We start from the raw sequence: 12,619 nt of genomic DNA, 5'->3' as shown, positions 1-12,619 counted from the left end.
GCCTCCGAGAAGGCCTCCGTTCCCGTGGCTAAGAACCTATGGGGATTGCTGGGGCATGCGCAAACTATTTTTTCGACGAGTTCGTGTCATTCCCCATCGGCGGCCTCCTCAACCTCCTGGCCTGCACAAATGGCCAGCACATCGGCTCCGTAGCGGTCGAGTTTCCGCTTGAGGACGCCTGGGATGCGGGACAACTCAACCGGACTGATCGGCTCCGCCTCAGCGATCGCCATCAGGGTCCTGTCGGTGAAGATGCAGAAGTCCGGCTGGCCGCTGAGCCGTGCCTGGATCCCACGCCACTCACGGAGTCGCTCGTAGAGGCCCTCGTCCATGTCGGAGGGACAGTTCTCGCAGCGCATCAGCTTCATCTCACCCGCGTCGGTGAGGGTGCGCCCGCACACACGACATCGGGCCGGGGTGCGCTGGGCGCGTCTCGGGGCGGCGTCCGGTCTGCTCGTGAAGCCGCGCACGACGCCTCCTGAACCACCGGCGGCGCCGCGTCCGGCGGCGCCGGTCGAGCCGGGGCGCAGTCCGTCGAGGAAGCGGCTGGGGCGGCGGTTCGGGCGGCCGCCGGGTGCGCGGGTGAGCGCCCAGGAGACATGGAGGTGCTGTCTGGCGCGGGTGACGCCGACATAGAGCAGACGGCGCTCCTCCTCGATCTGCTCGTCGGTCTTTGCGTAGGTGATCGGCATCATGCCCTCGGCGACGCCGACCAGGAAGACGACGTCCCACTCCAGGCCCTTGGCCGAGTGCAGGGAGGCAAGGGTGACGCCCTGGACGGTCGGGGCGTGCTGGGCGTTCGCCCGCTCGTCGAGCTCCGCGACAAGGTCGGCGAGGGTGGCGCCGGGCTTGGCGGCGGCGAAGTCCTGGGCGAGGTTCACCAGGGCGGCCAGCGATTCCCAGCGCTCTCTGACGGCACCGGAGCCGGCGGGGGGCTGGGTCGTCCAGCCCTCCCCCGACAACACGGCCCGCACCTGCGAGGGCAGATCGACGGCGTCGTCGAGGAGCGAGTCGTTGCCGCCGAAGCGAGCCGCGCCACGCAGGGCGATGCCCGCCTTGCGCACCTCGGGACGGTCGAAGAACCGCTCGGCGCCGCGCAGCTGATAGGGGACGCCCGCGTCGGCGAGGGCCTGCTCGTAGGTCTCGGACTGCGCGTTCGTACGGAACAGGATGGCGATCTCGCTGGCCGGGACGCCGGAGTCCATGAGCTCCCGGATCCGGCGGGCGGCGCCCTCGGCCTCGGCGGGTTCGTCGGTGTACTCGGTATAGAGGGGTTCGGGGCCGGGGTCGCGCTGGGAGACCAGTTCCAGGCGGTGATCGGCGGCGCGGCCCCTGGCCTGGGCGAGGAGGCCGTTGGCGAGATGGACGACCTGAGGGGTGGAGCGGTAGTCGCGGACCAGTTTGACGACCGTGGCACCGGGGTGACGGGTGCGGAAGTCGATCAGATGGTCGGGAGTTGCTCCTGTGAATGAGTAGATCGTCTGGCTGGCGTCGCCGACCACACACAGGTTGTCCCGATCGCCGAGCCACAGCTCCAGCAGGCGCTGCTGGAGCGGGCTGACGTCCTGGTATTCGTCGACCACGAAGTGCTGGTACTGCGAGCGGACCTGGTCGGCGATGTCGTGGCGGTCCTGAAGGATGCCGACGGTGAGCAGCAGGACGTCCTCGAAGTCGATGACCGAGCGGTCCCGCTTGAGGTCCTCGTACACGTTGTAGATCTGGGCGATCTCGGCCGGGTCCCGGGGGGCTTCGCGGGCCGCCTTGGCGACGGCGGGCGGATAGTCGGCGGGGACGGTCTGGGTGACCTTGGACCACTCGATCTCGGCGGTGACGTCCCGCAGCTCGTTCCGGTCGAGGCGGATGCGGCAAGCCGCGGCCGCGTCGGCGACGAGCTGGATCTTGCGGTCGACCAGCCGGGGCATGGAGCCACCGACTGCTTTCGGCCAGAAGTACTGGAGCTGGCGCAGGGCGGCCGAGTGGAACGTGCGGGCCTGGACCCCGGCGGCGCCGAGTTGGCGCAGTCGCCCGCGCATCTCTCCGGCGGCACGGTTGGTGAAGGTGACGGCGAGCACGCTGGAGGGCTGGAGGATGCCGGCGCGCACCCCGTAGGCGATGCGGTGGGTGATCGCCCGGGTCTTACCCGTCCCGGCGCCCGCGAGCACACACACCGGACCCTGCAGTGCGGTGGCCACCTCGCGCTGCTCGGGGTCGAGCCCTTCGAGCACCGCGTCGGCAGAGTCCGGTACCTGCGGGAAGAGGGTGGAGTGCGTTGCTGCTGTCACACGGCCATGCTGCCAGGTCGCCGGAGACGGCTGTGCCGGTTGTCCACAGGCAGGCCTCGATAGTCGTACTAATGCGGCAGGCGTCACGTGGCCGGGCATACCCCGGGCGGGAATGGCGCCCCGGTCGCGTACGTTCCCTCATCGGACGACCTGTTCCCCCGAGCCACCCAAGGAGCGCGCGAGACATGCAGGGCACTGTGACGATGTACAGCACCACGTGGTGCGGCTACTGCCAGCGGCTGAAGAAGCAGCTGGAGCGCGAGGGCATCGCGTACACCGAGATCAACATCGAGCAGGACCCCGAGTCCGCGGCGTTCGTCGAGAAGGCGAATGGCGGAAATCAGACGGTCCCGACCGTGCTTTTCGGGGACGGTTCGACGCTGACGAACCCGTCGCTGGCTCAGGTGAAGCAGAAGATCGGCGTGTGATCGACGCGCAAAGAGAAAGGGTGGCCGTCCCGGGTCGGGACGGCCACCCTTTCTCTTTGCTCCCTCGGCGCCTCTGGGCGCCTAGACGCTGCGCGTCGGCAGCGGCTTGCCGTACCAGAGCTCGATCAGGCGGGCCGCGATCGAGATGCCGTAGGGCGGCATGACCTCACCGGAGTCGAAGGCGGCGCGCAGTTCCTCACGGGAGAACCAGCGGGCCTCGTGGATCTCGTCGCCGTCGACCTGGACCTCGGTGGAGGTGGCGTGGGCCATGAAGCCCAGCATGAGGCTGGACGGGAAGGGCCACGGCTGGCTGGCGACGTACTCGACCTGGCCGACGATGACACCGGCCTCCTCGAAGACCTCGCGGCGCACGGCCTGCTCGATGGACTCGCCGGGCTCGACGAAGCCGGCGAGCGTCGAGAAGCGGCCTTCGGGCCAGTGGACCTGACGGCCGAGGAGGATGCGGTCGTCCTCGTCCGTGACGGCCATGATCACGGCGGGGTCGGTGCGCGGGTAGTGCTCGGCGCCGCAGGCGGGGCAGCGGCGGATGTGGCCGGCCGCGGCGATCACGGTGCGCTCGCCGCAGCGGGAGCAGAAGCGGTGGGTGCGCTGCCAGTTCTCCAGCCCGACGGCGTGCACCATCAGGCCGGCTTCGCGCGGCGACAGCAGCAGACCGGCCTCGCGCAGGCCGGCCGCCCGCGCGGACTGGTCGATGCGGCCGGGCAGCGCGTCCTTCTGGAGGGCGAAGTAGCTGACGCCGTCCTCGTCGATGCCGAGGAAGTAGCGGTGCGCCTCGGTGAGGGGGGCCTCGAAGGTGGGGGTCATGACGAGTTCGGTGCGCCCGTCCGCCGTCTCGTCGATGAGGACCTGGCCGCCGGAAACCACGAAGCAGCGGGTCTTGGGGTGGCTCCATGCCGCCGCGAGCCAGGCCTCGTCGAGCCGGTGGTGGGCTGCGCGGTCGATGCCGCTCGGAGCGGTGAGCGAGATGGGTCGGTCGGCGGTGTGGTCGGTCGAGGTGGTCACGGGTGTTTCCAACTCCCCCAGTGGAACGGTGTGCTTCGGCGGGCGGATCGGCGGGACGTGCAAAGGAGGGCGACCGGGTGCGGCAGGGCTCGGTGGTGCGGGACGGCCCTCTCAGTGTGCCCCGCGTGCGATGCCCCTCCGGACGGCCCGGGTGGGTCAGGGCGCATGACGCCAGTTCGCGGCCAGGTCACCCCATAGATAGGCAGTGGTCTCGACACCCTTGAGGAGCAGGCCGAGCTCGACCTTCTCGTTCGGGGCGTGCCAGCCGTCGGAGGGGACGGAGATGCCCAGGAAGAGCACGGGGGCGCCGAGGACGTCCTGGAGATCGGCGGCGGGTCCGGAGCCGCCCTCGCGCGTGAAGCGGACGGGGCCCTCGAAGGCGCGGCCCATGGCCCGTACGACGGACTGCAGGGCCGGGTGGTCGAGCGGCGTCAGGCACGGGCGCGTGGCCCCGCTGAACGTGATCTCGCTGCGGATCCCGGCGGGCACCTGAGCGTCGGCCCAGGCGCGGACGGCCTTCTCGATGTGGTCGGGGTCCTGTCCCGCGACCAGCCGGAAGGAGAGCTTCACCATGGCGGAGGACGGGATGATCGTCTTGCTGCCGGGGCCCTGGTAGCCGCCGCCGATGCCGTTGACCTCGGCGGTGGGACGGGCCCACACGCGCTCCAGGGTGGTGTGGCCGGCCTCGCCGTCGGTGGCGTACGACTTGGCGGTGCGCAGCCACTGCTGCTCGTCGAAGGGCAGCTCGGCGAAGAGCTCGCGCTCGCGGTCGCTCAGTTCGACGATGCCGTCGTAGAAGCCGGGGATCGCCACGCGTGCGTGCTCGTCGTGCAGGGCGGCGACCAGGCGGGCGGCCGCGGTAGCCGGGTTGGGGACGGCGCCGCCGAAGGAGCCGGAGTGGATGTCCTGGTCGGGGCCGTGCAGCCGGATCTCGCACTCGGCGAGGCCGCGCATGCCGGTGCACACGGTGGGGGTGTCCTCGGACCACATGCCGGTGTCGGACACGATCACGGCGTCGGCCGCGAGCCGCTCGGCGTGCTCCTCGACGAGGGCGCGGAAGTGCGGGGAGCCGGACTCCTCCTCGCCCTCGATCAGCAGCTTCAGGTTCACCGCCGGGGTGGGGCGGCCGGTGGTGGCGAGGTGGGCGCGGACGCCGAGTGTGTGGAAGAACACCTGGCCCTTGTCGTCGGCCGCGCCGCGCGCGTAGAGGCGCCCTTCCCGGACGACGGGCTCGAAGGGCTCGCTGTCCCAGCCGTCCTCGCGGGCGGCGGGCTGCACGTCATGGTGGCCGTAGACGAGGACCGTGGGCGCCTCGGGGTCGTCGGAGGGCCACTCGGCGAAGACGGCGGGCGCGCCCGGCGTCGGCCAGACCTCGGCGGTCGGGAAGCCGGTCTCCCTGAGCTTGGCGGCGAGCCAGTCGGCGCTGCGGCGTACATCGGGAGCATGGTCGGGCTGGGCCGACACGGACGGGATGCGCAGCCACTCGGCGAGGTCGTCGAGGAAGGCGGCGCTGTGCTGCTCGATGTACGTACGGACGGCGCTGTCCGGGGTCTGGCTCATGGTCACGAGCCTATCGGCCCGCACCGACATCCTGATTGGGCGGTTCCTCACAGTCCGCCTCCGCGACCGGCTCCTGAGTCAGCAGCCGCTCCAGGGCGGCCCGGTCCGGCAGGCCCTCCGGTCGTACGACCTCGCCGCTGCGGACGTACAGGAACACGGCGTTGACCGATTCCAGGGGAACGCCCTGCTGCTCGGCCCAGGCGAGCCGGTACAGGGCGAGCTGGAGCGGGTCGGCGGTGCGGGTGCGGTTGGTCTTCCAGTCGACGATCTCGTACGTCGTCCCGTCGCCGTCGCCGTCCTTGTAGACGGCGTCGATACGGCCCCGTACGACGCGGCCGGCGATCGCGAGCTGGAACGGGGCCTCGACCCGGTACGGCGTGCGGTGCGCGTACTCGGTGCGCTCGAAGGCGTCCTTGAGGGCCTCCAGGTCACGCTCGTCGGCGATCTCGGCCTCGCTGCCGGGCAGGTCCTCCGGCTCCAGCATGGGCAGCGTCAGCTCTTCGAAGCGCGCCTCGACCCAGGCATGGAATCGGGTGCCTCGGCGTGCGGCGGGTTGTGGAGGGCTCGGCATGGGGCGCGCTAGTTCCTGCGCGAACCCGTCCGGGTCGGCTGCCAGCCGCAGCAACTGGGACGCGGTCAGTGACGCGGGCAGGGGTACGTCCGTGACGCTCGCGCGGGCGCGCAGGAGCTCCCCGGTGAGGGCGTCGAGGTCGCGGTCCCAGGAGGCGATGGTGCGGGTCTCCTCCGGGGTGAGGCGTTCCCGTTCGGTGGGGTGGGGGCGAGCGGGGGGTTCGGCGGGGGGTTCCGGGGCTGTCGCCTGGTGCGGGATGTTCGGGCGGTCGGTGGTCCAGGAGTCCCAGCCGCCGGGGCCCTCCTCGAACGCGCGGTCGCCCTCGAAGGGATCGCCTTCCTCGGAGAACCCGTCGGAGAACCCGTCGGCGAGCGCCTCGTCGTCCGGTGGAGGAGGCCAGTCCGGATCGTCGTACGTGTCCGGGTCGTGCGTCGCGGCCGCGTGGTCGTCCTCGTGGGAGGTGAGGTTCTCCAGGTGGGCCAGGACCGTCTCGGCGGCCGCGCGGCGTCGCGCCAGGGCGGCCTCGTCGAGGGGCAGGGGCCATACCTGGTCGGCGGTCTCCCGGTGCAGGGCCGGGTTCTCCGCGTCCTCGGCCGGCTCGTCGGCCCACACCTCGATCTCGCCGTACCCGGCCGCGCAGTGCTCGTACAGGGCCTGCAGGAAGTCGGACGGGCCGCGGGGCTTCTTCTGGCTGGGGCCCCACCAGTGGCCGGAGCCGAGGAGCAGGGAGCGGGGGCGGGTGAAGGTGACATAGCCGAGGCGGAGTTCCTCGGTGTGCTGGTGCTCCTTCATGGCCTCGTGGAAGGCCTTCAGGCCTCGGGAGTCCCAGGAGGCGACATCGGGGAGCGTGGCGGTGTCGCCGCGCAGTTCGTGCGGCAGCACCTTGCCCTGCGCGGTCCATTTCTCGCGGCCCTGGGTGCTGGGGAAGGTGCCGGTGACCAGACCGGGGACGGCGACGACGTCCCACTCCAGGCCCTTGGACTTGTGCGCCGTGAGCACCTTGACGGTGTTCTCGCCGCCGGGCAGGGCGTTGTCGAGGCCCTTCTCGTACTGGGCGGCGGTGCGCAGGAAGCCGAGGAAGGCGAGCAGGCTCGCCTCGTTGTCGCCGGCCGCGAACGAGGCGGCGACGTCGAGGAAGTTGGACAGGGTCTCGCGGCGGCGGGCGGCCAGCGCGTGCGGGGAAGCCGACAGTTCCACTTCCAGGCCGGTGACGGCGAGGACCCGGTGGAGGACGTCCATCAGCGGGTCGGACAGCGAGCGGCGCAGGTCACGCAGTTCGGCGGCCAGGCGCGCGAACCGCACGCGCGCGTCCGGCGAGAAGGGCAGCCCGTCGGCGTCACCGTCGCCGTCCAGCGGCGTCTCCAGGAACGTGTCGAGGGCGTCCGCGAGCGAGATCACCTCGGCGGGGTCGACCCCCTCGACCGCCTCGGCGAGCCGACGGTCCGGGTCGTCGCCGCCGTCCACGCGCGCGTGGGAGACCAACAGCCGTGCACGGCGGCCCAGGAGGGCGAGGTCGCGCGGGCCGATGCGCCAGCGTGGGCCGGTGAGCAGGCGGACCAGGGAGGCGTTGGCGCCGGGGTCCTGGAGGACCTCGCAGACGGCGACCAGGTCAGCGACCTCGGGCAGATGGAGCAGTCCGGACAGCCCGACCACCTCGACGGGGACGTCCCGGGCGACCAGCGCGCCCTGGATCTCGGCGAAGTCCGTCGCCGTACGGCACAGGACGGCGATCTCGCCGGGCTCCTTGCCGGTGCGGACGAGATGCGCGATGGATTCGGCGATCCAGTCGACCTCTTCGGCATGCGTGGGCAGGAGCGCGCACCGGACCGTGCCGTCGCGCTCGGCTCCCGGTGCCGGGCGCAGGGCCTCCACGCCCGCGTGCATGGCGCGCAGGGGCTCCGCGAGGCCGTTGGCGAGGTCCAGGAGACGGCCACCACTGCGGCGGTTCTCGCTGAGCGCCTGGCGGGTGGCGGAGCGGCCGTCGCCGAGCGCGAAGTGCTCGGGGAAGTCGTCGAGGTTGGCGACGGATGCGCCGCGCCAGCCGTAGATCGCCTGGCAGGGGTCGCCGACGGCGGTCACCGGGTGGCCGGTGCCGCCCCCGAACAGGCCCACCAGAAGGACGCGTTGGGCGACGGACGTGTCCTGGTACTCGTCCAGGAGGACCACTCGGAACTCGTCGCGCAGGAGGCGGCCCACTTCCGCGATGCCGGCGAGCTGTGCCGACAGGGCGATCTGGTCGCCGAAGTCGAGCAGGTCGCGCTCCCTCTTGGCGGCGCGGTAGCGGACCACGAGGTCGGCGAGTTCCCGACGCGCCGCGGCCGCCTCCGGGACCTTGCGCAGATCGGCGTTGGTGAGCTTGGCGCCCTGGAGGCCGAGCAGCAGCTCGGCGTCGTACGCGCGCAGGGCCTCGGGCCGGACGAGGTGCTCGGCGAGCTCGGAGTCCAGGGCGAGCAGGTCGCTCACCAGGTCGGCGAAGGACCGGGTGAGGGCCGGGTACGGGCCCGGCGCCTCGCGCAGCACGCGCGCGGCGAGCTGGTAGCGGGTGGCGTCGGCGAGCAGGCGGGAGGTCGGTTCCAGGCCGATGCGCAGGCCGTGGTCGGTCAGCAGGCGGCCCGCGAAGGCGTGGTACGTCGAGATCACCGGCTCGCCCGGCGGGTTGTCCGGGTCGATGACGTCGGGGTCGGTGACACCGGCTTTGACGAGCGCCTTGCGGACGCGCTCGGCGAGTTCACCGGCGGCCTTGTTGGTGAAGGTCAGGCCGAGGACCTGTTCGGGGGCGACCTGGCCGGTGCCGACCAGCCACACCACGCGTGCCGCCATCACCGTCGTCTTGCCCGATCCGGCTCCGGCCACGATCACCTGCGGGGCGGGCGGCGCGATGATGCAGGCCGTCTGCTCCGGAGTGAACGGAATGCCGAGGAGCTCCTTGAGCTGCTCGGGATCGGTGATACGGGCGGGCATTCCAGAGAGGCTAGCCGCGGGCACTGACAGTCGATGACGGATCACCCTCGGAGCCGGAGGAAGCGCAGGTCAGCACGGGTGGTGCGATCGGTCACTCCGGTCACTTGGCCGCCCTGGCCGCTCGATGACAACGGCCGGTCGACCCGGCTACGCACCGCCGACCGACTCGACCACGTACGGCCCGGCCGACCCGACCACGTACGGCCCCGCCCGACTCGACCAGGCGCGCCCGGCCTACTCGACCACCTGCCGCCCCTCGGGCCGCGCACTGCACGACGCCCGGAACGCGCAGTGCGTGCAGTGCTGGCCCGTGGTGGGTGCGAACCGTTCTTCGAGCACCTTGCCCGCGGCCGTGGCGAGCAGGTCCCCGACCCACTCCCCCTCGGGGCCGTCCAGAGGCTCCTGCCCCTGCACCTTGGGCAGCGTCTCGCCGCCGTCCCGCTTGGCGGCACCCTGGCGCAGCTGGACGAGTTCGGCGCCGCCCGGCTCGGGGCGTACGCCGTCGAAGGCCTCGTCGACGGCGCCCTCATGGACGGCGAGCTGGTAGACGGCCAGCTGCGGGTGGCGGGCCACCTCGGCCGCGCTGGGTGCCTGCTTGCCGGTCTTGAAGTCGACGACGTAGGCACGTCCCTCGCCGTCGGCCTCGACGCGGTCCATCTGGCCACGGATGCGTACCTCGAAGTCGCCCGCTTCCAGGGTGACGTCGAAGTCGTGCTCGCTGGCCACCGGGGTGCGCCCCGCGCGGTCCATCACGTGCCACTTCAGGAAGCGTTCCAGCGCCACGCGCGCGTTGTCCTTCTCCTGCGCCGACTTCCACGGCGCGTCGAAGGCCAGCGCGTTCCACACGGAGTCGAGGCGCTCCATGAGGACGGCGAGGTCGGCCGGGGTGCGTCCGGAGGCGACCTCGTCGGCGAGGACGTGCACCACGTTGCCGAAGCCCTGGGCGACGGTCGCGGGCGCGTCGGCCTTCACCTCGCGCCCCAGGAACCACTGCAGGGAGCAGGTGTTGGCGAGCTGGTCGAGGGCGCTTCCGGAGAGCACGACGGGCTGGTCGCGGTCGCGCAGCGGCACCTTGGACTCGGTCGGTTCGAACATCCCCCACCAGCGGTAGGGGTGCGCGGACGGGACCAGCGGGCGGCCGTCCTCGTCGGCGAGCGCGGCGAGCCGGGCCAGTCGGCGGGCTGCGGCCTCCCTGAGGGTGTCCGACGCGCGCGGGTCGACCGTCGTCGCCCGGAGTTCGGCGACCAGCGCGGCGACGGCCAGCGGGCGGCGCGGTCGGCCCGTCACGTCCCTGGGCTCCACGCCGAGTTCGGTGAGGAAGCGGGAGGGCTGGTCGCCGTCGTCCGCGGGGGCCTTCACCGCAGTGACGACGAGGCGTTCACGCGCGCGTGTGGCGGCGACGTAGAACAGGCGCCGCTCCTCCGCCAGCAAGGCTCCTGGAGTGAGCGGTTCGGCGAGTCCGTCGCGGCCGATGCGGTCCGCCTCCAGCAGGGAGCCGCGACGCCGCAGGTCCGGCCACAGGCCCTCCTGGACACCCGCGACAACGACCAGGCGCCACTCCAGCCCCTTGGAACGGTGCGCGGTCATCAGGCGGACGGCGTCGGGGCGTACGGCACGCCGCGTGAGGGTGTCGGCGGCGATGTCCTCGGCTTCGACCTCCGCCAGGAAGTTCAGGGTGCCCCGGCCACCGGTGCGCTCCTCCGCGCGGGCCGCCGTCGCGAACAGTGCGCATACGGCGTCGAGGTCACGGTCGGCGTTGCGTCCGGCCGCGCCACCGCGGCGGGCGGCCCGTTCCAGGCGCGTGGGCCACGGCGTGCCCTCCCACAGGTCCCACAGCGCCTCCTCGGCCGTACCGCCGCCCGCGAGGCGCTCACGGGCCTTGCGGAGCAGCGCGCCGAGGCGCTGGGCGCCACGCGCGTACGTGGGGTCGTGCACCGCCAGCCGCTCCGGCTCGGCCAGTGCCCGCGCGAGCAGCTCGTCCGAGGGCGGCGGCAAGGGGTTGCCCGCCGCCCGCTCCTCGTCGCGCAGGGCGCGGCCGAGGCGGCGCAGGTCGGCGGCATCCATGCCGGCGAGGGGGGAGGCGAGCAGAGTGAGGGCGGTCTCGGTGTCGAGCCAGGAGGTCCCGGGGTCGGACCGGTCGGCCGTGGCATCGGCTTCGGCATCACCCTCGGGGTCATCCTCGGCTTCGGCCGCTTCCTCGGTAGGTGCGTCACCATCAGCGGTACGCGCGTCACCCTCGCCGATACGCACGTGCCCCTCGCCGATACGCGCGTCACCGTCACCCCGCGCGGGCCGCGCCTCCGCCGTGGCCACCGCCCGCAATGCCGTCAGCAGCGGTGCCACCGCCGGCTCGTGCCGCAGGGGCAGGTCGTCGCCGTCGATGTCCAGAGGCACCCCGGCGGCGGTGAGCGCCCGGCGCACCGTCGGGATCGTGCGCGACCCGGCACGCACCAGGACGGCCATCTCGCCCCAGGGGACGCCGTCCTCCAGGTGCGCCCTGCGCAAGATGTCGGCGATGTTGTCCAGCTCGGTGCCGGGCGTCGGATAGGTGAAGACCTCGACGCGGCCGCCCTCGCGGACCGGGGCGAGCTCCCGGTGGGCGCGTACCTTCTCCGCGGGGAGCCGGGTGAGCGGCATGCGCTGGGTCAGCAGACGGGTCGCGGACAGCAGGGCGGCGCCGGAGCGGCGGGAGGTGCGCAGGACCTCGACGGGTGCGGGGCGGCCGTCCGCGCGCGGGAAGGCGTGCGGGAACTCCAGGATGCCGTTCACGTCGGCGCCCCGGAACGCGTAGATCGACTGGTCGGGGTCGCCGAAGGCGACGAGGGTGCGGCCGCCGCCGGCGAGGGCGTGCAGCAGCCGTACCTGGGCCGGATCGGTGTCCTGGTACTCGTCGACGTACACGGCGTCGTACTGCGCGGCGAGCCGCTGGGCGGCCTCGGGGCGGCGGGCGAGGAGCACCGCGCGGTGGACCAGTTCGGCGTAGTCGAGCACGCCCTGCATGTCGAGGACGTCGAGGTACTCGGCGAGGAAGGACGCCGCGGCGCGCCAGTCGGGGCGGCCGATGCGGCGGGCGAAGGCGTCGAGTGCGTCGGGGCCGAGGCCCAGTTCGCGGCTGCGGGCGAGGACCGCGCGGACCTCGTCGGCGAAGCCGCGGGTGGTCAGGCAGGCGCGCAGCTCGTCCGGCCAGCGCACATGCGCGAGTCCGAGCCGCTCCAGGTCCGGCTGGCCCGCGAGCAGCTCCCGTACGGTCACGTCCTGCTCGGGGCCGGACAGCAGCCGCATCGGCTCCACGAACAGGTCGCTGTCCTGGTGGGCGCGGACCAGGGCGTAGCAGAACGAGTGGAAGGTGGTCGCCCGGGGCGCGCGGGCCGCGCCTATGCGCAGCGCCATGCGGTCGCGCAGCTCCACGGCCGCCTTGCGGCTGAACGTCAGCACCAGGATGCGCTCGGGGTCACCGCCACGGGCGATGCGGGCCGCCACCGACTCGACGAGCGTGGTGGTCTTGCCGGTGCCCGGACCCGCGAGAACGAGCAACGGGCCGGTCGCGTGGTCAACCACGGCGCGCTGTGCCGCGTCCAGACTGGGGGGAGCCGTCGGAACGACAGGGGTACGCACCAGCCGGTAAGCGCCACGGGTCCCCTGTCGCACCTGGGGGTGCGACAGGCGCCTGGTGGAGGAAGAGGAGCTCACGTGTGGTTCGCCGGTCCTGGTGGGTGTGCAGGTTGTCATGGCCGGCGCGGAACGCCGTCGTCGAGGGGTGGTGGTCGGGTGTGGGCCGCCTCTCGCGCGTGGCG

6 protein-coding genes are annotated in these 12,619 nt (G+C 72.6%); 1 reads left to right on the top strand and 5 read right to left on the bottom strand.

The window, feature by feature from the left end; genetic code table 11:
- Positions 1 to 86: 86 nt before the first annotated feature.
- On the bottom strand, positions 87 to 2,381 hold the full coding sequence (locus ABIE67_RS30575) for an ATP-dependent DNA helicase UvrD2 (protein WP_370264607.1): 2,295 nt from the start codon (positions 2,379 to 2,381) through the stop codon (positions 87 to 89).
- Positions 2,382 to 2,467: 86 nt separating this feature from the next.
- Here ABIE67_RS30575 and ABIE67_RS30570 point away from each other — a divergent pair, with 86 nt between their 5' ends.
- Positions 2,468 to 2,710, top strand: a complete 243-nt coding sequence (locus ABIE67_RS30570) for a mycoredoxin (protein ID WP_190069482.1) — start codon at positions 2,468 to 2,470, stop codon at positions 2,708 to 2,710.
- Between the two features lie 81 nt (positions 2,711 to 2,791).
- On the opposite strand, the gene nudC is transcribed toward ABIE67_RS30570, so the two are convergent.
- The 4 genes from nudC to ABIE67_RS30550 all read right to left on the bottom strand — a co-directional run bounded on the left by nudC (position 2,792) and on the right by ABIE67_RS30550 (position 12,515).
- Positions 2,792 to 3,733, bottom strand: a complete 942-nt coding sequence (nudC, locus tag ABIE67_RS30565; protein WP_370264606.1) for an NAD(+) diphosphatase — start codon at positions 3,731 to 3,733, stop codon at positions 2,792 to 2,794.
- Positions 3,734 to 3,889: 156 nt separating this feature from the next.
- Entirely contained in the window at positions 3,890 to 5,293 is a 1,404-nt protein-coding gene (locus tag ABIE67_RS30560; RefSeq protein ID WP_370264605.1) for a dipeptidase, read from the bottom strand.
- A 10-nt stretch (positions 5,294 to 5,303) separates the two neighbouring features.
- Positions 5,304 to 8,825, bottom strand: coding sequence for an ATP-dependent helicase (locus ABIE67_RS30555; RefSeq protein WP_370264604.1), 3,522 nt, complete (start codon positions 8,823 to 8,825; stop codon positions 5,304 to 5,306).
- A gap of 234 nt (positions 8,826 to 9,059) precedes the next feature.
- Complete coding sequence (locus ABIE67_RS30550) at positions 9,060 to 12,515, bottom strand: ATP-dependent helicase (protein WP_370264603.1); 3,456 nt, start codon at positions 12,513 to 12,515, stop codon at positions 9,060 to 9,062.
- Positions 12,516 to 12,619 lie beyond the last annotated feature (104 nt).

Source organism: Streptomyces sp. V4I8 (genome assembly GCF_041261225.1).
Lineage (GTDB): Bacteria > Actinomycetota > Actinomycetes > Streptomycetales > Streptomycetaceae > Streptomyces.
The sequence above is the reverse complement of the archived record's forward strand: the minus strand, read 5'-3'. Positions and strand labels throughout refer to the sequence as shown.